The following is a 21104-nucleotide window of genomic DNA, read 5'->3' as shown; positions in this document are numbered from 1 at the left end:
AAGGTGCTTGAGAGAACACTGGTTAAGGAACTCGGCAAAATGACACCGTAACTTCGGGAGAAGGTGTGCCTCCACTAGGTGTAGCGATTCGCACGTGAAGCCGATGGAGGTCGCAGAGAAATGGCGGTAGCGACTGTTTACTAAAAACACAGGACTCTGCAAAGACGAAAGTCGACGTATAGGGTCTGACGCCTGCCCGGTGCCGGAAGGTTAAGGGGATTTGTCAGCCGCAAGGCGAAGCTTTGAACCGAAGCCCCGGTAAACGGCGGCCGTAACTATAACGGTCCTAAGGTAGCGAAATTCCTTGTCGGGTAAGTTCCGACCTGCACGAATGGCGTAACGATTTCCGCGCTGTCTCAACCAGTGGCTCAGCGAAATTGAATTCTCGGTGAAGATGCCGAGTACCCGCGGTAAGACGGAAAGACCCCGTGCACCTTTACTACAGCTTGACAGTGACATTCGGAATAATTTGTGTAGGATAGGTGGGAGACGTTGAAGCTGGCACGCCAGTGTCGGTGGAGTCAACCTTGAAATACCACCCTGGTTGTTTTGGATGTCTAACCCAGGCCCGTCATCCGGGTCGGGGACACTGTCTGGTGGGTAGTTTGACTGGGGCGGTCGCCTCCCAAAGAGTAACGGAGGCGCGCGAAGGTTCCCTCAGCCCGATTGGAAACCGGGCGTTGAGTGCAAAGGCATAAGGGAGCTTGACTGCGAGACCAACAAGTCGAGCAGGTACGAAAGTAGGTCTTAGTGATCCGGCGGTTCTGTATGGAAGGGCCGTCGCTCAACGGATAAAAGGTACGCCGGGGATAACAGGCTGATCTCCCCCAAGAGTTCACATCGACGGGGAGGTTTGGCACCTCGATGTCGGCTCATCGCATCCTGGGGCTGAAGTAGGTCCCAAGGGTTTGGCTGTTCGCCAATTAAAGCGGTACGCGAGCTGGGTTTAAAACGTCGTGAGACAGTTTGGTCCCTATCTACCGTGGGCGCAGGATACTTGAGAAGAGCTGTCCTTAGTACGAGAGGACCGGGATGGACGTACCGCTGGTGTTCCAGTTGTTCCGCCAGGAGCAGTCGCTGGGTAGCTATGTACGGAAAGGATAACCGCTGAAAGCATCTAAGCGGGAAGCCTCCTTCAAGATTAGGTATCCCCGGGGTTAGCCCCCCCTGAAGGCCCGTTGTAGACCACAACGTTGATAGGCCGGGTGTGTAAGTGCAGTAATGCATTTAGCTGACCGGTACTAATCGGCCGTGAGGCTTGACCATAAAAATTATTGAAGAGGGGGTGGTAACCCCACCCCCTCGATAAATCAATCACCACTACCTACAAATCAAATCTATGCAATTGCCGAGATAAATTCGGGACTCGGACCCCGGGACTCGGGATCAGGAAAGTCAAAAGCTTTTGCTGATCCCCGATTCCAGGTCCCCGTTCCCCAACGATTTCTCGGTGGCTATGCCGAGAGGGTCACACCCGTTCCCATCCCGAACACGGAAGTTAAGCCTCTCTGGGCCGATGGTACTGCACGGGCAGCTGTGTGGGAGAGTAGGTCGCCGCCGGGAATTTTATCCAAAAGCCCCACCATTCTTTATGGTGGGGCTTTCTTTTTACTCAAAATTTGTCGGCTATCTGTGTCTATGAAATGTGCAAAATCTAGCTAGCGGATGCCGGCTGGAAGATGGATCGATTCGAAAAGCCTTTCCATGTAACGGGAATTCATCTGCCTGCTCGCCAGAACCTGCTTGACAGGGGGGAGTCTGAGGACCACCCCGAGAATTGCCGCCATTGCCCGATGACTCATGTGTGCCTGATTGTCAAAGATGAGGTTTTGCAGGCAATTGCGTTCGATTGCCATGAGCACCACGCGATGGGCAGAGTTGACCGGCGTGAGGACTCTTGTCGTGCGCGACTCCAGGAGGAGGGCTCCGAAACGGCAGGCCCTGATGCAGATGCCGCAGCCGAGACAGCGATCCATGTCGATTTGGGGTATGTTGATATCAGCTAGCTCATTAGCCGGATCAGTTGTGTGCACTATCGCTTCAACAGGGCATACGGCAGCGCACCTGCCACACCCCCTGCACCGCTCTGCCCGGATAGTCGGGGCAAAGTTGGTGGTGTGGACCGGGTGAAGGTTGGCGAAGCGTCGGACTGCGAGTAGTGCATCGCAGCAGCAGCCGCAGCAGTGGCAGATGAAATTTACCCCTTCCCGTACATTGTCGCCAAACTGAACGAGTTGCCGGTCGCGGGCCTGCTGGAGGAGATCGAAGGCCTCGCTCACCCCGATCTGCCGGGCATGGCCATGACGGATCAGAGGTTCTGCCACTGTGTTGAACGTCATGCAGATTTCCTGCGGTGCTGCACACGCCTTCCCGAGATGGGACATCTTGTGGCGACAGTAGCACATTCCCACGCCGATCCGTTGTGCGGTACGGATCACCTCGCTCGCCCGCTCGTACTCCAGCACCTGGCTGGAGTTCTCAGTTGAAAGTGCCGGTTCGTGTACAAATACCCGTCCCAGTTTTGTCTCGCCGCGGATAAACAGATCGCGGATGAAGTCCTCTTCGACGTTGAGGTACTGGTAGAAGAGTTCGCTCAGTGCCTGCTGGTCGATGTCGGTGCGAACCCGCATGAGGGAGAATTCGAAAAAACCTGCCATGGGGGGAGGGAGAACGTAGAAGGTCTCGCTTTCTTTTGCCAGGTCGAGGAGAAGGGCGCGGCTAGCGAGTCCGTCCAGCAGCGACCGGGCTTCGCGCTCCGGCATATTCCAGACCTCTGAAGCCCGTCTGGCGGTAAAGGGCATGAGGGGCAACCGGGACACCAGTTCCGCTTCCCGTTCGCTGACGAGCAGGGCGAGGATGTCGTAGAGGAGCGGGGAAGGGACCGCCCCTTGGGGGAATCGGTTGAGGCGTTCCACTAACTGCCGGTAACCGGTTTTCGGCACGTGGTGTGACATGCGCCTCCTGTCGTACGAGGGAATCGGTCGCCGTGGGGACGGTAAGGAAAAGAGCCCGTATCAGAAAGGTACGGGCTCTTTTGTTGTCCTGATCGGGCTGGTTATTTCCGTACCGTTACCTTCAGGGTTGTCGTATTGAACAGTGTCTGGTCATCGACCTTACGATCGTTGTAGCGGTTAAGGTCATAGATCAGCCGGGCCTGGATGGTGTAGTTGCCCGGTTTGAGCGGGGGAGACCAGGCAAGAACCCGCTCTTCGCCGGCCCGGATGATCTGTTCGTGGGGGCCCTGGGAGTCTGCCTGCATGGCTGCTTTGACGTCGGGGCGCTGCCTGTCCTCCTCCAGGAACTTCCGGTCATCGGGACGGGGGCCGTACCAGGGAGCGAACATCCATTCGTTCCGTGCCACGGTTTTGCCATGTTTGTCGGTGGCGTCCACCTGCAGATAGATGGCGCGGCGGTTGGAACCGGTTGGCACGGAGTGACCTGCGCCGATATTGATGACGTGGAATTCGAACGATGCCGCCCCCACTGCTGGCTGGACAACGACCTGACTCGGGGCGTTCTGCAGGCGCTGCAGCGATCGTCCGCCAGTCCAGAGGTGACGTGCTGCCACGCGCTCCGGCGAGTTGCCGCTTTCGGCAAGCTTGCGGGTAGTCCGCGGCATGTGGCAGTCTTGACAGTTCTGGCTCCCCAGTCCCTGTTTCCAGAAGTCGTCCCGCCATTCCAGGAACGTCTGGGTCTGTTTTCCCACCACCCGTTTCCCCATGCTGTGGCAGTAAGCGCACATGAGGGATGTTTTCATCCGCACATCGGGGAAGTTTGCGTGAGGAGCCTGCAGACTGTACGGGCCGCGAATTTTTCCGTCGGGAGTGAGGTGACAGCTGGCGCAGGTCAATCCGCCCGCTTCTGCACCTTTCGCCCTGGGTTTGGGTTTGAAAACTTCCGCTACGTCCATGTCGGGGATCTCGAAGGCTTCGGGGAAGTGACAGACGTTGCACGATCTCCCTTCTTCCTCTGCCTCCCGCGCATGAATGGGAAAAGGATCGACGCCGGCCATGGCATGGGCGGTGGCAGTCGATGAAACATGGGCGGGAAGGTCGAGTCCCTGTTCCCCGGGAGTTTTTAACGCGACGCCACGGTTGTGAATGTCGCTTCCGTAACCGAGAGCGAATTCACGATAGATAGCCTTGTGGCACTCCCCGCACACTTCTGAAGGGGTAACGGTTCCCTGGGGAAACGTTACCGTGACAGATGAAGACAACGGCTGTGGTGCCGGTTTTTCTGGTTGGGCGAAGGCCTGCCGAACAAGCAGCATTGTCAGTAGCAGGGTAAAGAGCGCATAGCGGCAAGGTCTGGTCATGGTGGTGATCCTCCATGTGGAATTGTGGCGTGATTGGTCAGTTCGTAAATTTTACCATCAATAACTGACAGAGCCAGTGCCTCCCAGCCGCGCGAGTTGATGAGTTCCCGGCGCTGGGCCGTTTCAAGCCAGAGTTCCTTGCGGTAATGGCGCATCTGCCTCTCCTTTAATGGTCGATATTTTCTTGAAACATCAGGTTATGCGTGTTGAGCTCCAGTACGGACAGACTCCCCATACCGGGCATGCCGGCATAGACGCAGCCGTTATCAAGAGTTATAAGACCGGTTGCCAGGCTTGCCTCAATTGCCTTGCGGGTTTGTGGCGTGTGGCCGCAAACTAGCTTGCGGCCCCCCAGCTGCACGTTGTCCACGCTGGTGGGGCGGAGCCAGAGCATGGCTTCCCGGTCGCTGAAGGGGTCGTCGAGGTCAAAATTCAGGCCGGCATGGACGAGGACCACATCGTCCAGTTTCAGGTATAAGGGGAGGTCGGCAAGCATCGTGCGATAGGTAAGCGGGATCTCGCAGGCGTCTTCCACCCCGAAGCTTGCCAGGGTAGCACCACCGCCGTTGAGCATCCAGAGCCGGAACGACGCCCGGTCGTGGCAGGCGTTCAGCAGCATCTCCTCGTGGTTGCCGCGCAGGGGGTGGATGGTGAAACCGTCATCGCGCCAGGACCGGATGAGCTCAAGCACCTCCCTGCTGCGCGGTCCGCGGTCGATATAGTCTCCCAGCAGATAGAGCGTATCAGTTTTGCGGAAATGGATTACCTCTTCAACCAGGCGTTGCAGGGTGAGGGCACATCCATGGATATCTGGTATGACGAAACGTCGGGGAGTCATGGCGATAATTATACACAATACCCCCTTCGCGCGTAATCGCCAATGTGGTATTGTTGTGGCATCGTTGAGGACACTAGTATTTTCGAGGGTGTCATGAGTCTTTTCCTGTTCACATTTTTCCTGGTGTATGGCGGCGTCCATGTCTACACTTTTGTCAAGGCGCGGCAGGCCATTGGCTTCGGTCCCCTGCCGGGAACCTTGCTCGCCATCTTTCTGGTGGGAATGGTGATAGCCCCGCTCCTGGTCCGTGCTATCGAACGACAGGGGCATGAAACGGCAGCCCGCCTCATGGCATATACGGGCTACAGCTGGATGGGATTCCTCTTTCTCTTTTTTTCCGCGGCCGTGGCCATCGACTGCTATCGTCTTGTTCTCTTCCTGGTTGCGCACGTGTGGCACCTCGACCTTGGCCGGCTGGCCGTTTCACCCCGTGCCGCGCTCTGTCTCCCCCTCGCCTGGGGAGTAGCGACGTCTCTCTACGGCTATTTCGAGGCAAGGGACATCCGCACCGACCGGGTCGTGGTCAGAAGCTCCAAGGTTCCCCGTGAAGCCGGGAAGCTTGTCATCGTGCAGATGTCCGATGTCCACCTGGGGCTTATCGTCAGGGAAGAGCGGCTGGCAAAGATGCTGGCCTGTGTCAGGGCAGCATCCCCTGACCTCCTCGTCGTTACCGGCGACCTGGTGGACGGTCAGATCAACGGCCTTACGGGATTGGCCGAGCAGTTCCGGCAGATTTCCCCCCGCTTCGGTAAATATGCGGTGACGGGGAACCATGAATTCTACGCCGGTATCGGCCAGGCACTGGCGTTCGAGGAACGGGCGGGGTTCACCCTCCTGCGGGGGAAGGCCGTGCCGGTGACCAAGTATCTGACCCTGGCCGGTATCGATGACCCTACAGTAAGTCGCAGCAAGAGAGGAAGTGCGTCGCCTGAGGCGCAACTCCTGCAATCACTTCCCCGCGACAGATTCACCATTCTGCTCAAACACCGGCCGGCCGTGGAAAAATCCAGTCTTGGCCGGTTCGACTTGCAACTCTCGGGACATGTCCACAAGGGGCAACTCTTTCCCTTCAACCTCGTCACCTACCTGTTTTATCCCGTCAAGGCCGGTCTTAGCGGGGTTGGCGAAGGCTCGTCGCTCTACGTGAGTCGGGGGACCGGTACCTGGGGGCCTCCCCTCCGGTTTCTGGCTTCGCCGGAAGTCACCGTTATTGAACTGCTTCCGACGTCCGGAGAGTGAAGAAATCCTGTTTACTTCAACATGGGTGCGTGTTAAGAATGGACATTGCCATGGAGAGAAGGAGGTAGTCATGGAGCTCAAAGCAGCCAAGACAGCAAACCCGGAGCTGAAGCTGGGGGAACTGCTCTGTCAGGCCGGCGTCGTCAGCCAGGAGCAGCTGGATCAGGCGCTGAACCTGCAGAAACAGAAGGGGGGGAGGATTGGGTCACTGCTTCTCGACCTCGGCGTTCTTACCGTCCCCTCTCTGGTCGCCGCCCTCAAGGAGAGGCACCAGGTCAACGCGGCGGACCTGTATGAACTGGAGATATCGCCCCATGTCCTCGGCATTCTCCCCCTGGAAAAGATGAAGCAGTTCCAGGTATTGCCGATTGCGGTCGGCCCGAAGAGCGTCTTTCTCGCCATGGCAGATCCCGGTGACGTGACGACCATTAATGAGTTGGAATTCTTTTTCGGCCGTAGCGTCCAGCCCCTTGTCGTGCCAAACTCCCAGTTGCAGGCGGCTCTTCGCCACCTGGAGGAAAACCCGGTGGATAGCAGCACACCACTCAAGGGGAAGGAGTTGCAGCGGCAGCCGGCAAGCACTGTGACGGCAAGCAGGACAGATGGTTCCCCGTCGCTCCATGACCTGTGCCGTCTGCTTGTTGAGGAGAAGGGCTCCGATCTCCTTCTCTCCGCCGGTGCTCCCCAAACGCTGAAAAAACATGGAAAGCTGGTCCGACTCCCCTATCCGGCCCTTACCCCCCAGCAAACGCTCGAATATGCACGGGAAATCATGACCCCCAGCCAACGTGATGAATTCGAGCGAACCAGTGAACTCGATTTTGCCTTCACCTTCCCTGATATCTGCCGTTTCCGGGCCAATGTTTACCGTCAGCGGAGTTCGGTCGCCCTTGCCATCCGGACGATTGTGGAAAACATCCCGACCCTTGCCGATCTCGGCCTTCCTTCCTGGCTGGGGGAGTTCGCCCTGCGTCCCCACGGTCTGATCCTTGTCAGCGGTCCGACCGGTAACGGCAAGACAACTACGTTGGCTGCGCTTCTCGACCTGATAAACACCAATCGGCAGGCCAACATTGTTACCATCGAGGAACCGATTGAATACCATCACCGGCACAAGATGAGCAACGTGAACCAGCGAGAGGTAGGGATCGATACGGACTCTTTTCATGAAGGGTTGAAAAGGGTCTTCCGGCAGGCGCCCGATGTCATCGTGGTCGGCGAGATGCGCGATCCCGCCAGTGCAGCCATCGCCATCCAGGCTGCCGGGACCGGCCACCTGGTCATGACAACCCTCCATGCGCCTAACGCCACCGCGACTATAGAACGGATAATCGACCTTTTTTCACCCAACCAGCAGCAGCTTATCAGAGCCCAGCTGGCAGAGAGTCTCCTCCTGGTCCTCAACCAGCGGCTGGTGCCGACGAAAGACGGCAAGGGGATCGTGCTCGCCGTCGAGAAACTCGTCAACAGCCATCGGGTCCGCTCCTTCATTCGGGAAGGGAAGACCCACCAGATCAGGAACATGTTCCAGCAGGGGGCCGAAGACTTCCTCCCTCTCGACTTTACCCTCGGCCAACTTTGCCGGGAGGGGAAAATCAGTCGGGAAGAAGGGATGAAGCTGTGCGAAAACCAGAATTTCTTTCAGGAAGTGTCCTCGCGCGCGCCGGGGCGCTAAGGCGGCCCCATTTCCTTTCTGCGGGGCTTCCACTCGGGGAAGCCCCGTTTCCCCTCTCTGCCCCCGCTTCCCCCTGCTAGCCAATTCTCTTTCCTCTGCATGATTGCCGTTAGTGATGCCTCGTTTGTTAACCGGTGTAGCGTGACAGGTTGACGATTTGGGTGGAGCTGTGCTACAAAAAGGAGAATGCCGGCATAATAAGGGGCGTATTGGTGAACGGTTTTCGTGAAGAACTGGAAACGCTGCGACAACAGGGATTGTTCCGGAGCATGCGGGTAGTGGAGGGTCCCCAGACCGGTCGGGTGCTACTCGACGGCAGGGAGGTGCTGCTCCTCTGTTCCAACAATTATCTCGGGCTGGCGGACCATCCGGCGCTCAAGACAGCGGCAATCCGTGCGGTGGAACGGTATGGGGTCTCCAGCGGCGCCTCGCGGCTGGTATCGGGCACCATGGAGTTGCATGAGGCTCTGGAGGCGCGCCTGGCCGCTTTCAAAGGGACGGAGTCTGCGCTTGTCTTCAATTCCGGCTATGCGGCCAACACCGGCATCATCCCCGCCCTGGTCGGCAAAGGGGACGTAATCTTTTCCGACCGACTCAACCACGCAAGCATCGTGGATGGTGCACTCCTTTCCCGGGCAAGATTCCTGCGCTACCCTCACAACGACATGGTGGCCCTGGGCCGGCTGCTTGCCGAGACAAGCGTCGCCGGCCGGCGTCTCATTGTCACCGACGGCGTCTTCAGCATGGATGGCGACCTTGCCCCCCTGGCTGAGCTGGTTGCACTCAAGCGGGAGTATGGCGCCCTTCTCATGGTGGACGACGCCCATGGCACGGGGGTCCTCGGTCCAACCGGCCGGGGGAGCGCCGAACTCTGCGGAGTACTGGGGGAGGTCGATATCCAGATGGGGACACTGGGGAAGGGCTTGGGGAGTTGTGGCGCGTACGTCGCCGGTTCCCGGGAGCTCGTCGATCTCCTCGTCAACCGGGCGCGGAGTTTCATTTTTTCCACAGCCCTCCCACCGGCGGTTCTGGCGGCGTCGCTGGCCGCCGTCGATCTGGTGGATTCCCCTGCCGGTGCCGATCTGCGGCGGCAGCTTGTCCGCAATACCGACCTGTTCAGTACCTCTCTCCGGGATGCCGGATTCGATACCATGGGAAGCATGACCCAGATCGTGCCGATCTTTGTGGGGGATGCGAAGCCGACCATGGAATTTTCACGGCGGCTCCTGGCGGAAGGGTTCTTCGTGCAGGGGATTCGTCCCCCCACCGTGCCGGCCGGCAGCTGCCGGCTCCGCTGCACCCTCATGGCGACCCACGGGGAAAGTGACCTGGAGCGGGGAGTGGCGGCGATCGGCAAGGTGGGTAAGGAGTTGGGTATAGTATGAGACGTGAAGGTTGTATTCATGCCGTTTCTTGAAACCCCTGGCGGGGTATCCATCCATTACGAAGAATCCGGTACCGGCCGGCCGCTGGTTCTCGTCCACGGCTGGGCCACGTCCGGCGTGGTCTGGCGGTTCCAGGCGCCGCTGGCAGAGACATGTCGGCTCATCACCGTCGATCTGCGCGGCCATGGCTGCTCCAGTTCGCCTTCATCCGGCTATGGCCTCACCGACCTGACGGATGATCTTGTCGCACTTTTCATCGAACTTTCCCTGAACGATGCGGTTCTCCTTGGCTGGTCACTCGGCGCCCAAGTGGCGCTTGCCGCGTTTCCTTACCTGCGGGAGCGACTTGCGGGGCTTGCCCTGGTTGGCGGCACTCCCCGCTTCACCCTGGCCGATGATTACGATTTCGGTCTTCCCTCGTCAGAGCCCCGCGGAATGGGGTTGGGAGTCAGGCGGGACTTCCAGAAAACAATGGGAGGCTTCTTCCGGAAGATGTTCGCAGCGGGAGAACTGACGCGTGAACAGGAAAACCTCATCGCCCGGGAGATCGTGATTCCTGGCAGACTTCCGGAGCCAGACGTTGCCCTGGCTACCCTTGACATCCTTTCCACCGCCGATCTGCGGGAGATGCTCCCCGCCGTGGACCGGCCGGTCCTGCTCATCCACGGCGGCGCCGACACCATCTGTCTGCCGGGGGCTTCCCGTTACATGGCAGAGCAGATACCCGGTGCGCATCTCGTGGAACTGGCAGGAGTGGGGCACGCACCGTTCCTCTCCCGTCCCGATGAGTTCAACCGGATTCTGTCCGGCTTCATGGAGGACATCCATGGTCGGGATTGATCGCCAGCGAGTCCGCAACTCGTTTCATCGGCACGCGACCGAGTACGAAGCGTACGCCGACGTGCAGAAGCGTGTGGTCTCACGGCTTGTCGGGATGCTGGACGGCGAGTCGCTGGCACCGGCAGGTGTGCTCGATATCGGTACCGGTACCGGCATGCTCCTGCGCGCCCTGTACGGCTTGTATCCGACAGCCCGGCTGGTGGGGCTCGATCTGGCCCTTGGCATGTGCCGGACGGCCAGGGGGGGCTTCAATGACTCTGGCAGGGTGGGTTTGCTGGCAGGGGATGCGGAACGGTTGCCGTTCCGGGATGGGGCTTTCGACCTGGTGGTTTCCACATCTACGTACCAATGGCTTGAGGAACCTACGGCCGCCTTTGCAGAGGCCTGCCGGGTGCTCCGGCCGGGGGGGCTCTTCTGTTTTGCCCTCTTCGGGGAAAAGACCCTGTATGAGCTGCGCAGTTCCTACCGGCAGGCCCATGAAGCCGTCTGCCACGCGGAAGAATCCCGTACCCACACGTTTCTCTCGCAGGAGCGGGTTTATGAATCCCTGATACGGGCAGGTTTCGTCGCTCCGCGCACCAGTTCCGAACTGGAGACAGAGCGTCATGCCGATGTCCCGGCACTTCTGCGCGCCATCAAGCGGGTCGGTGCCGGCAATGCTGCGCCGGTCAAGGGGCGGGGCCTTGCCGAACGGCGGGTCATGCTTGAGATGATGGCTATCTATCGGCGGGAATATGCTGCGGATGGCTTCATTCCGGCCACCTACGAGGTGATCTACGGGGTAGGGCGAAAGGGATGATCGCTGGCTTCGTTCCTGGCCGAAGCGGCCAGCTGGCGTTTGTCGGCATGTTTCATCTTCTTGATCTCGATTTCCCGTTTCCCCGCACTGCTCCTGTCGTGCCCCCCTTCCAGGTAGAGTAGCTCTTTCGGTCCGCGTCCCCGGAAGTATTTCGCTCCCTTCCCCGTGGCATGCTCCCTGAGCCGCCGGTCAATATCCGTGGTAATCCCCGTATAGAGGGTGTCGTCGCTACAGAGAATGATGTAGATGTGCCAGGTCATGGTGCGTCTCGCATAAACCGTGGCCGGTGAATTCCCCCGGCCACGGCGGGTCATGGCGTTAAGGTGATGTATTCAACAGTGCGCCGCCACAGGTGCGGTCAGTTCCCCCATCCTGCTAAAAATGCTCGTCGTCTTCCTCTCCCGCTGGAATTTGTGGCGTGGCCTTGGGCCTGCCACGCTTTTCCCACGGGTTTGCCTGCCAGTTGTCCGCGTGGCCCGCCCTGATGCCCCAAGGGGGAACGGTTATCCGGAGATAGGTGGCAAGGGCATTGGCGTACGGTTCATACTGTCGGCGCAGTTCCGCCAGTTCATGGTCCGCCTCTTCCCCCAGCCGCAACGTGAGACCGGCTGCCATCAGTTCGGTGCGCAATTTCTCCAGTTCCTCGGACGGCAGGCGGTTGTGGGTCGGTTCGTGGGGCGGCATATGGAAGACGAGAGAAAGGTCTACTACCGCGTGGCGGGCAATGGCGTAGGTCAGTTCCGCCTGACGTTTGCAATTCGCTTCGAGACTGACCATGAGGAATGCACAGGTGTCGAGAATGGAGGTGAGGGCCGTCAGCCAGGACTGGTTGTCGTGTTGGGAGCGGAAGTAGGCGAGGACCGGGTAGGAGAGGTGACTTTCCAGGAGTTCGGCAGACCAGTGTTCCCAATCGTGGAGCAACTCCCGGAGGGCCTCCATGCCCCGTTCATGGCTGTGTCGGCGGAGTATTTCGGAGGCCGTGGGAGGAGAGCCGGCCCGGGCGTCCAGCATTGAGATGCTCACCTCCCGCTGGGCAAAGGACTGGTTGAGCGCAGGCAGGTACCCGATGATGAGGGCGAGAAATCCGAACCCCATCCCCGATTCCGCGACGGTGAGAACCCTCGCCAGGTTTGTACGGGGGGTCACGTCGCCGATGCCGAGAGTGAAGAAGGTCGTGCCACTGAGGTAGAGGTCGGCAATGAAACTGTCTTGCAATGATGTGCTGGCCAAGGGGCCGACCCCCTGGTAGAGGAGGGCAAAGCCCAGAATCAGCCCGCCGGCCCAGATGCCGAGAAGAAGCAGTAAGGAGATGGGGCCAAAATAGCTGAGATAGGTTTCCCGCTGCTTCTCCGGCACCAAGCGACGGACCAGCGCGGACCAGGGGCGCCAGGTGGACCGGAAGAAAAGCCGGGTAAAACGATAGCGCCGGGTGACGCGCCGGGGGAGAACGATGGTCTCGAACCCCTCCCAGAAGACGGTCAGGACGAGGGCAGTACCGACCAGTGCCGACAGGATTGCCATGGGGACCTCAAGGTTGCATACGAAGCAGGGATGTCCTTTACTATACACGCTCCGACATCATCTGCAATCGGTCTGTGGCGCTCAAACCGCCTGGAGCACGAAGCACTTGAGGTACTCGGTTTCCGGTACTGCCAGAAGCACCGGATGATCAGGCGCCTGGGAACGGACTTCCACAACCCGCATTTCCCGCCGCGCCTGGAAAGCCGCAGTCTTCAGCAGGTCGTGAAACAGCTCCCTCCCCATGTGGTAGGAGCAGGAACAGGTAATGAGATGTCCTCCCGGTTTCAGCAGTTCCATGGCCCGGCGGTTGATGGTGAGATACCCCTTTTCCGCCTCCTTCAACGTCTTTCTGCTCTTAACGAAGGCCGGGGGGTCGAGGACGATGACGTCGAAGCTGCGCCCTTCCGTTTTGAGGCTCCGGAGCCGGTCGAACACGTCCACCGCCTCGAAGGCCATCCGGTCCGCCACCCCGTTCAATACCCCGTTCTCCCGGGCCAGGCCGATGGCTCGCTCCGAGATGTCGAGGCAGGTGGTCATCGAGGCACCGTACCCCGCCGCATGCACTCCCCAACTTCCCGAGTAGGAGAAGCAGTCGAGCACCTCCTTGCCGGGGGCAAGCAACTCCAGCAACCGGTGATTCTCCTTCTGGTCGAGGAAATGGCCGGTCTTCTGCCCCTCCCGAAGGTTGACCCGAAAGCGGAGTCCGTGTTCCTCCATCTCGATGACGTCGGGTATCTCCCCGTGGAGAAGTTCCACGGTTTCCGGCAGCCCTTCCAGCCCCCGCACTGCCACATCGTTGCGGGCAATGATCCCCTTCGGCGCAACGAGTTCCACCAGTGCAGTGGCAATGAGCTCGCGACGCACTTCCATGCCGCAGGTCAATAACTGTACCGCCAGGCAGTCGCCGTACCGGTCCACCACCAGCCCGGGGAGAAAATCCCCCTCGCCGTGGATCAGCCGGTAGGTGGTCATCGACGGATAGATTTCCCGGCGGTAGGCGAGCGCCTTTTCCAGCCGTTCCCGGAAGAACGTTGCGGAATCGATATCCACCCGTTCCCGGCTGAGGAGCCGGGCGGCGATGAGCGAGCGGGGATTGTAATAGCCGGTGCCGACGAAGCTGCCGCCGACGTCGTAAACCTCCGCAGCGCAGCCCGGTTGCCTGTCTCCCTGCAGTTCACGGATTTCGTTGCTGAAGACCCATGGATGTCCGCTCCGTATCCGCCTGTCTTCGCCTTTTCCCAGTGTGATCTTGAGCATGGGGTTTCCGTCTCTTTCGTCATAGTTTGCGGCTGAAATAAAAATCCCCTCGCGGGAGGGGATTGATGATGTGCTTTTGGTGCAGGGACTGGTCAGCTGAGCAGTTCGATGAGTTTCTTGGCCAAGGGGTGGACCACAGTGTAATGGACCTCGACACCATCCCGTTTTCCCTCGATGATTCGCTTGTTCTTGAGGAGTGCCAGGTGTTGGGAGACGGTGGCCTGGGGGAGACCAAGGCATTCCCATATGTGCTTGACGTTGCACTCCTTGGTGCAGAGTCCTGCCACGATCTTCAGCCGGACGGGATGGCCAAGGACTTTCAGGATTTCCGCCTCGTTGTCAAAGTTTCGGCTCTTGTCGAACTCCATCGGGCCATCCCCTTTCGTTGAGTAATATCCATATATATATTATTTTCCTAACCGATTGTCAATAAGAAGCTTTTTATGAGCGGTAAAGCTTTGTGCTGAAATGGCAGGCGGAAAGGTGCCCCGGTTCCCGTTCTGTCAGGGGGGGGGTGTGGGTCCGGCACTCTTCTTCGGCATAGGGGCAGCGGGTGTGAAACGGGCAGCCGGGAGGGGGTGCCAGGGGTGAAGGGGGGTCACCCGGCAGGATGATCCGTTTTTTGCCGGTCTGGCTGTGGATATGGGGAACGGCGGACAGGAGCGCTTCCGTATAAGGGTGGAGAAACCGTTCGAACACCGCGTCACGGGGACCGGTTTCGACGATGCGCCCCAGGTACATGATGGCGACCCGGTCACAGAGATGTCGCACCACCGACAGGTCGTGGGCGATGAAGAGGAAGGCCAGGTTGAATTCCCGCTTCAGTTCCTGGAGCAGGTTGATGATCTGGGCCTGGATGGAGAGGTCGAGGGCCGATACCGGCTCGTCGGCGATTAGCAAGCGCGGCTCCACTGCCAGTGCACGGGCGATGCCGATCCTTTGCCGCTGGCCGCCGGAAAATTCGTGGGGATAGCGGAAGTAATGCTCTTCCGCAAGGCCTACCTTTGTCATGAGCCGTGCCACACGATTGCGCAGTTCCGGGCCGGCAGCATGGCCATGGATGACGAGTGGTTCGCCGATGATGTCCCCCACCCGCTGGCGGGGGTTGAGAGAGGAAAAGGGGTCCTGGAAAATGAGCTGGGCCGCTCTGCGGAAGGCGGAGCGTTCGTGGTTTCCCATTTCCACGAGGTTTTTCCCTTCGAACAGCACTTCTCCCTGTGTGGGAGAGGTCAGACCGAGGAGAAGCCGGGCGACGGTGGACTTGCCGCAGCCCGATTCACCTGCGAGTCCGAGCGCCTCTCCCGCGGCAAGGCTCAGATCGAGGCCGTCTACCGCCTTCAGCAACTGGTGCGGGGCAAAAGGTCCGGAGGAAACGGGGAAATATTTGGCGATGGCTCTTGTTTCAAGGAGAGGAGCGGTCATGGGAACTTCCAGCAGCGGACCAGGTGGTTGCTGCCAACCTCCTTGAGGGGGGGAGGCGCCTGCTGGCACTCCCATGTTTTGTCCGGGCAACGGGGGCAGAAGCCGCACCCCGGCTGTTCATCGGCCAGGTTAGGTACGTGGCCGGGTATGGTGGGGAGCGGTTTTCCCGGCACGGAGTTCTGCGGCAACGATGCAAGAAGACCGCAGGTATAGGGATGGTGGGGATTGTTGAACAGTTCTGCCGTGGGAGCACTCTCCACCATTTTTCCTGCGTACATGATGGCGGTATGGTGGGCACGCTCGGCAACAATCCCCAGGTCGTGGGTGATGAGAAGGAGTGCCATGCCGGTCTCGCCCTGCAGACGGTCGATCAGTTCCAGGATCTGTGCCTGGATGGTAACGTCGAGGGCCGTGGTCGGTTCGTCTGCAATGAGGAGCCTGGGCTGACAGGCAAGGGCCATGGCAATCATGATACGCTGCCGCATCCCGCCGGAGAGCTGGTGAGGATAGTCGTCAACGCGCTGCTCCGGTGCGGGAATGCCGACCAGTCCGAGCAATCTGAGCGTTTCTCCAAGGGCTTCACGTCGAGGAAGATTCCGGTGCAACCGGAGTACTTCCATAATCTGATCCCCCACGGTAAGTACCGGATTGAGGGAGGACATGGGTTCCTGAAAAATCATGGAGATGCTGTTGCCGCGCATGCCGCGCATTTCCCTGTCAGACAGACGAAGCAGGTCGGTGCCGTCGAAAACGATGCTGCCGCTGACAATGCTTCCCGGTGGTGGGACCAGTCGCATGAGGGAGTAGGCGGTCATGCTTTTTCCGCATCCCGATTCGCCGACGATGGCAAGGGTCTCTCCTTCGTCGAGGGAGAAGTCGATGCCATCGACCGCCTTAAGGGTCGATGTGCCGAGGTGGAAATGGGTGGCAAGGCCGGTGACGTGGAGAAGGGGGGGCAAGCGCTCACTCCTGCGGGTGGGTGATGAACCTGCGGATAGTTATGTGGGAGCAGGGGTTCGGGTTAAAACGTTATACCACGAAACGAGGGGAGGGGCAAATCCTTTGGGGAAGGGAGGGACGACAGGTTGTGTGTCTAGGCAGCAGAGATGCAGATGGGAACACGTGGCTGCCCGTATTCCTGGGTGCCATCGTTTACTGAAATGGCGGCGAAGCTGAACTTCCCGCTCTGGAGAACTTCGACGAACGGTTGGACCAGGTCGGGATCGAACTGGGTGCCGGCGTTGTCCACCAGTTCCTTGATGGCTACATCCAGGGAGAGTGCCTTGCGGTAGGGGCGGTCGGAGGTCATGGCGTCAAAAGAGTCGGCAATGGCAAGCATGCGTGATTCGAGCAGAAGATGATCGGCCGCCACGTTGTTGGGATACCCCTTGCCATCGAAACGCTCGTGGTGCTGGCCGATACAGAGGCGGACGTCGCTCAGGAATTCGATCGGCTCCAGTATCTTCATGCCGATGACCGGGTGCTGTTGCAGTTCCCGGATATCCTCCGGTGTCAGGCGCCCTTCTTTGTGGAGGAGGCTCAGGTCGATGCCGATCTTACCGATGTCGTGGAGGACGGCGGCCCGTTCGATGATTTTTAGCCGCTCGGGGGGCATGTCCAGTTTCTTTGCGAGTTCCATGCAGTAGCGGGTAACCCGTTCCGAGTGGCCACGGGTGTAACTGTCACTGGCTTCGATGGCGGAAACCAGGGCATGGATGGTGTTCATGTAGGTCTTCTGCTGCTCTTCGTAGAGCTGGACGTTCTTGATGGCAATGCTTGCCTGGGCGGCGATGGTGGTGAGGAGTTCCAGGTCTTCGTTGTTGTAGACCGAATTGTCGATCTTGTTGACGACAGTGATAGTCCCGATAGTTTCGTCTTTGGTCTTCAGGGGGGCGCAGATGAGGGTTTTCCGCTCGTACCCCATGGCGCTCATCCGGTCGAATTCCGGGGTTTCTTGAATATCGGTAATCAGCCGGGGTTTACCGTTGTTGATGACCCAGGCGGAGACGCTGGAGGGTTTCATTTCCAGCTCCCCCTTTTCCGGTGCAAAGCTGTCGTGGCCGAGGAGCGTAGTGACCTTGAGTACGTTTCGCTGGCGGTCGTGGAGCATGATGTAGCCGATCTGGGCCTCCAGTGTGTCCATGGTGGTCCTTACCACCAGGTCGAAGAGCGGTTTCGATTCCATGGTGGAATTGATGGCCAGACCGACTTTGTAGAGGGTGGAGAGCTTAGAGACGGCCTTTTCCAGATTGGTGTTCTTGTCTTCCAGTTCGCCTGCCAGGTCGGCGATCTTGTAGTTCGCCTCCTCGATTTCTTCTATCCGTTCTTCCAGCGAGACGTTGAGGTTTTCGATCTCTTTCAGCTGATCTTCCAGACGATGATTCATCGTGTGGATTTCCCGGTGGTGGGCGAGTTTTTCCTGTGCCCGAGCCAGTTCACGTTCATGGCTGATGGCCGATTCGACCATTCCTTTCAAACGCTCCACCATCCGGTTGAACTTGTCCGACAGCAGGCTCATTTCTTTGCTGCTTGAAATGTTGGTTGAACAGTCGAAATCTCCTCCTTCGACCTTCTGCATGGAAGCGATCAACTGTTGAATCGGGCGATCGACGTAATGGATGAGGAACAGGGAGATGGTTATTATGATGAGACAGATGATGATGAAGGTTGACGTGGTAACGGTTTTCCGTTCCTTGGCGACAAGGGCATCGAGGTTGGCAAGGGAGAGTTCTATCTCCATTATGCCCAGGACACTCTGCGTAGAGGGGTGGCAACCGTAGCATTCGGGCGTATTCATGATGCGGGTGTAGGAGTCGTACACCTGTTTTTCGGGATTATACTCCTTGAGGGGAAAGGCCCCTTTGCGGACCAGTTTCAGGTCCGAAGCGGGGAGCATCTGTCCGATCTCGGCCTCGTCGGCGGAGTTGATGATGACCCCCGACTCGGAAACGATACGGAGGTCGGATATGAAATTGGAGGAACGGATCTTCTTGAAGAGTTCCCGCACTTCGTCAGAGTGGCCGGACCTCATGGCGTTAATGACGCTGCTTTTGACGGTTTCGATGATGACGGTGGTATTGTGATCGGCGAGGTTTCTGATTAATTCCTTATTCTGCCGGAAGTTCAGGAGGGCGGCAATGACGAGAATCGTAACGACGATTATCGTGATGAGGCCGAGGATTTTGACTTTCAGTGATTTCATGTCACCTGCTCTTGGGAGAGATGTCCGATAGTCTGTTTACTACTCCATATAGCCGGGGATATCAAGTTATATAGCGATTAAAAGTGTTTACTTATGTGTGGCTAATACTATCTGTCTAATGAGCCGCACGTTATCTGTGGAGTGTGCTGCCGGCGGTAAAGCCCGGCTGGAAGCTATGTATCCCGGTCTTGGAGTGATGAGTCGTTTTACGCCATTTGGCCGAGAACAAGAAAGACCTTGCCACTAACGGCTTCTCTACGTTCCATCATGTGCATTTAACACCGACTATAGTTGCAATTGGCTTGCCAACTCCTCATTGCCACGGGGTATATTACACAGCAGGAAAACGCGATAAAATCGTTGACTTTACAACCTGAATTGTGATTTTATCGACCAGTTTTGTATAAGGATTGTACTACTTGAAACTACTTTTTTCCATACTCTTTTGTCTCTGTTTTATTTCTGTTGGGGTCGGGGGGGGAGAGCCGCTCCAGACCGACACTATCCGGGTGGCGTTGCAGAAGGGGAGTGAGACGGTTCGACTCGATGGTACCGGTGTTCTCGCCATCGCCGATGATGGCGAGCCTCTCCGGCTCAATCTGCCGGTGCAGATCAAAAAGGTCAGGGACGGGCTGGCGGTTAACGGTAGAACAGTCCGCAAGTTGGTTGCTTCGGCGCCTGCCTTTCTGCTCATCAACGGCAAGGGGTACCGGGGGACCGTTGAAATTACCCCCGCCGACAAGGGGCTTCTGGTCGTCAACGAGCTTCCCCTCGATGACTACCTGATCGGCCTCATCAACTGCGAGATTTCATCGCAGTGGCCGATGGAGGCGATCAAGGCCCAAGCGGTGATCGCCCGTTCCTACGCGGTATACCAGCGTCAGGCTCGGAAAAACGCCCCCTATCATCTGGAGTCGAGTGTGCTCGACCAGGTGTACGAAGGATGCGACATCGAAGACAGCCGAGCTGCCCGCGGGGTGCAGGAAACCGCCGGCGAAGTTTTGACATATGACGGTAACGTTATCCAGGCCTTCTACCATTCCAACTGCGGTGGCCATACGGAAGCTTCGGAGAACGTCTGGGGGTTTCCGCTGCCCTACCTGCGGGGGGTGGACTGTGCATACTGCCAGTTGTCTCCGTCGCTCAAATGGGAACAGAACCTGCCGCTCAGGCGGATCGAATCGCAACTCAAGAATAGTGGCTACCAGGTGGCCGGTCTCAGGGATATCCGGCTTGGCCGGCGTAATGCCAGTGGCCGTCTGGTCGATCTGGTGCTCGTCACGGCGGCTGGCCGTCAGACCATGCCGGCTACCAAATTCCGGATGGCCGTTGGTTCCACGATTATCAAGAGCACCAACTTCGAGGTGCGGATTTCCGGTGAAAATGCCGTGTTCAGCGGTGCCGGTTACGGCCACGGGGTGGGGCTCTGCCAATGGGGGGCCAAGCAGCGGGCGAGTGACGGGTTTGACTACCGGGAAATACTGAGTTATTACTATCCCGGCACACAGCTGGCAAAGATCTCCGGCGACTGATCATGGTGCTGGAAGAGTTCGACTATCACCTCCCTCCCGAGCTGATCGCCCAGGCGCCCGCAGCCAGGCGGGACGCGGCCCGGTTGATGACCCTGGATCGGACCACGGGACAGATCGGCGAAACGGTCTTTTCCGAAGTCGCCAGGCTGTTCCGCCCCGGCGACCTGCTCGTGGTGAACGACACGCGGGTGATACCGGCCAGACTTCTCGGCCGGAAAGAGAGCGGTGGCCGGGTGGAAGTCTTTTTGGTGCGGCGTCTGCCAGTGCTTGGTGAGAGCTGGCACTGTCTGATCCGGGCTTCAAAGTTACCGAAACCGGGAACTGTTCTTCTCCTGGCAGACGGGATGACCGCCAGAGTCGAGAGTCGAACCGAGAGTGACTGCTGGCAGGTCGCCTTCGCACCTGCCGAGGATTTTGCCGCCTGGCTGGAACGACACGGGAGTATGCCGCTTCCACCCTACATTCGGCGGGCCGCGGAAGAGCATGACCGGGAACGTTATCAGACTGTATTCGCACGGGCTAAGGGTGCTGTGGCTGCCCCTACTGCCGGCCTGCACATGACCGCTGAGTTGCTGGCCACCCTGAAGGCAGGCGGGGTCGAAATAGCGCCCATAACCCTGCACGTGGGGCTCGGTACCTTCATGCCGATTCGGGTGGAAAACCTGGATGAGCACCGGATGCATCGGGAAGAATACATCATCCCGACCGGGACGGCGGCGGCCATCGCCCGACGGAAGCGGGACGGGGGGCGGGTGGTGGCTCTTGGTACCACGGCCACCCGGGCGCTGGAGCAGGCGGCTGCCGAAGACGGGACGGTCGTTGCCGGAACAGGGGAAGCGGACATCTTTATCCGTCCAGGCTACACCTTCAAGGTTGTCGATGCCCTGATCACCAACTTCCATCTGCCGAAGTCGACCCTGCTCATGCTGGTCAGCGCGTTTGCCGGCAGGGACCTGCTGCTGAAGGCATATGAGGAGGCGGTGCGGCGTGAGTTCAGGTTCTTCAGCTACGGCGACGCAATGATGATATACTGAGGAACGCGGCTTTTCCGCAATCTCTGCGTTGATCTTCGTGATTTC

Annotated in this window: 18 protein-coding genes and 2 rRNA genes (1 of these 20 cut by a window edge); 9 read left to right on the top strand and 11 right to left on the bottom strand. The window is 58.8% G+C overall.

Annotation, left to right across the window (positions count from 1 at the left end):
- Together LDN04_RS14935 and rrf are read left to right on the top strand one after the other, a co-directional pair.
- Positions 1 to 1266: ribosomal RNA gene (locus tag LDN04_RS14935) — 23S ribosomal RNA — on the top strand; it begins 1694 nt to the left of the window's first position.
- 180 nt (positions 1267 to 1446) lie between these two features.
- A 5S ribosomal RNA gene (rrf, locus tag LDN04_RS14930) occupies positions 1447 to 1563 on the top strand.
- A 95-nt stretch (positions 1564 to 1658) separates the two neighbouring features.
- On the opposite strand, the gene LDN04_RS14925 is transcribed toward rrf, so the two are convergent.
- From LDN04_RS14925 to LDN04_RS14910, 4 genes are all read right to left on the bottom strand, one after another.
- Positions 1659 to 2954, bottom strand: coding sequence for a 4Fe-4S dicluster domain-containing protein (locus tag LDN04_RS14925; protein WP_223912334.1), 1296 nt, complete (start codon positions 2952 to 2954; stop codon positions 1659 to 1661).
- A 101-nt stretch (positions 2955 to 3055) separates the two neighbouring features.
- Complete coding sequence (locus tag LDN04_RS14920) at positions 3056 to 4315, bottom strand: CxxxxCH/CxxCH domain-containing protein (RefSeq protein ID WP_223912331.1); 1260 nt, start codon at positions 4313 to 4315, stop codon at positions 3056 to 3058.
- A complete protein-coding gene (locus tag LDN04_RS14915; RefSeq protein WP_223912328.1) occupies positions 4312 to 4470 on the bottom strand; it encodes a hypothetical protein in 159 nt (52 codons plus the stop codon). Before LDN04_RS14915 ends, LDN04_RS14920 begins: the two co-directional genes overlap by 4 nt.
- Positions 4471 to 4481: 11 nt before the next feature.
- A complete protein-coding gene (locus tag LDN04_RS14910) occupies positions 4482 to 5153 on the bottom strand; it encodes a metallophosphoesterase family protein (RefSeq protein ID WP_223912325.1) in 672 nt (223 codons plus the stop codon).
- 93 nt (positions 5154 to 5246) lie between these two features.
- Between LDN04_RS14910 and LDN04_RS14905 the strand changes: the two genes are divergently transcribed.
- From LDN04_RS14905 to bioC, 5 genes are all read left to right on the top strand, one after another.
- Positions 5247 to 6392 (top strand): metallophosphoesterase, encoded by a 1146-nt coding sequence (locus LDN04_RS14905; protein ID WP_223912322.1) that lies wholly within the window; start codon positions 5247 to 5249, stop codon positions 6390 to 6392.
- Between the two features lie 70 nt (positions 6393 to 6462).
- Positions 6463 to 8067, top strand: coding sequence for a PilT/PilU family type 4a pilus ATPase (locus LDN04_RS14900; protein ID WP_223912319.1), 1605 nt, complete (start codon positions 6463 to 6465; stop codon positions 8065 to 8067).
- A 212-nt stretch (positions 8068 to 8279) separates the two neighbouring features.
- On the top strand, positions 8280 to 9452 hold the full coding sequence (bioF, locus tag LDN04_RS14895; RefSeq protein ID WP_223912317.1) for an 8-amino-7-oxononanoate synthase: 1173 nt from the start codon (positions 8280 to 8282) through the stop codon (positions 9450 to 9452).
- Between the two features lie 18 nt (positions 9453 to 9470).
- Positions 9471 to 10292, top strand: coding sequence for an alpha/beta fold hydrolase (locus LDN04_RS14890; RefSeq protein ID WP_223912314.1), 822 nt, complete (start codon positions 9471 to 9473; stop codon positions 10290 to 10292).
- Positions 10279 to 11091 carry a malonyl-ACP O-methyltransferase BioC gene (gene bioC / locus LDN04_RS14885; protein WP_223912311.1) on the top strand — a complete coding sequence of 271 codons (813 nt, stop codon included), beginning with the start codon at positions 10279 to 10281 and terminating at the stop codon, positions 11089 to 11091. The genes LDN04_RS14890 and bioC overlap by 14 nt, the downstream gene beginning before the upstream one ends.
- On the opposite strand, the gene LDN04_RS14880 is transcribed toward bioC, so the two are convergent.
- The 7 genes from LDN04_RS14880 to LDN04_RS14850 form a co-directional block, all read right to left on the bottom strand.
- A complete protein-coding gene (locus LDN04_RS14880; RefSeq protein ID WP_223912309.1) occupies positions 11067 to 11351 on the bottom strand; it encodes a GIY-YIG nuclease family protein in 285 nt (94 codons plus the stop codon). The two genes, bioC and LDN04_RS14880, sit on opposite strands and share 25 nt — an antisense overlap.
- Before the next feature lie 115 nt (positions 11352 to 11466).
- The gene (locus LDN04_RS14875; protein ID WP_223912306.1) at positions 11467 to 12612 is read right to left on the bottom strand and encodes a potassium channel family protein; all 1146 of its coding nucleotides are present in this window, start codon (positions 12610 to 12612) and stop codon (positions 11467 to 11469) included.
- Between the two features lie 81 nt (positions 12613 to 12693).
- Entirely contained in the window at positions 12694 to 13869 is a 1176-nt protein-coding gene (locus LDN04_RS14870; RefSeq protein ID WP_223912303.1) for a class I SAM-dependent rRNA methyltransferase, read from the bottom strand.
- A 92-nt stretch (positions 13870 to 13961) separates the two neighbouring features.
- Positions 13962 to 14237, bottom strand: coding sequence for a helix-turn-helix transcriptional regulator (locus LDN04_RS14865; RefSeq protein ID WP_223912300.1), 276 nt, complete (start codon positions 14235 to 14237; stop codon positions 13962 to 13964).
- A 73-nt stretch (positions 14238 to 14310) separates the two neighbouring features.
- Positions 14311 to 15291, bottom strand: a complete 981-nt coding sequence (locus LDN04_RS14860; RefSeq protein ID WP_223912297.1) for an ABC transporter ATP-binding protein — start codon at positions 15289 to 15291, stop codon at positions 14311 to 14313.
- Positions 15288 to 16250, bottom strand: coding sequence for an ABC transporter ATP-binding protein (locus tag LDN04_RS14855; protein WP_223912294.1), 963 nt, complete (start codon positions 16248 to 16250; stop codon positions 15288 to 15290). The genes LDN04_RS14860 and LDN04_RS14855 overlap by 4 nt, the downstream gene beginning before the upstream one ends.
- A 134-nt stretch (positions 16251 to 16384) precedes the next feature.
- Positions 16385 to 18493: an HD domain-containing phosphohydrolase gene (locus LDN04_RS14850; protein WP_223912292.1), complete on the bottom strand. Its 2109-nt coding sequence runs from the start codon at positions 18491 to 18493 to the stop codon at positions 16385 to 16387.
- A gap of 419 nt (positions 18494 to 18912) precedes the next feature.
- Between LDN04_RS14850 and LDN04_RS14845 the strand changes: the two genes are divergently transcribed.
- Together LDN04_RS14845 and queA are read left to right on the top strand one after the other, a co-directional pair.
- A complete protein-coding gene (locus LDN04_RS14845) occupies positions 18913 to 20025 on the top strand; it encodes a SpoIID/LytB domain-containing protein (protein WP_374045155.1) in 1113 nt (370 codons plus the stop codon).
- Positions 20026 to 20027: 2 nt separating this feature from the next.
- On the top strand, positions 20028 to 21059 hold the full coding sequence (queA, locus tag LDN04_RS14840) for a tRNA preQ1(34) S-adenosylmethionine ribosyltransferase-isomerase QueA (RefSeq protein ID WP_223912289.1): 1032 nt from the start codon (positions 20028 to 20030) through the stop codon (positions 21057 to 21059).
- The last annotated feature ends 45 nt before the right edge of the window (positions 21060 to 21104 follow it).

This window comes from Geobacter sp. AOG1 (assembly GCF_019972315.1).
Classification (GTDB): Bacteria; Desulfobacterota; Desulfuromonadia; order Geobacterales; family Geobacteraceae; genus Geomobilimonas.
The sequence above is the reverse complement of the archived record's forward strand: the minus strand, read 5'-3'. Positions and strand labels throughout refer to the sequence as shown.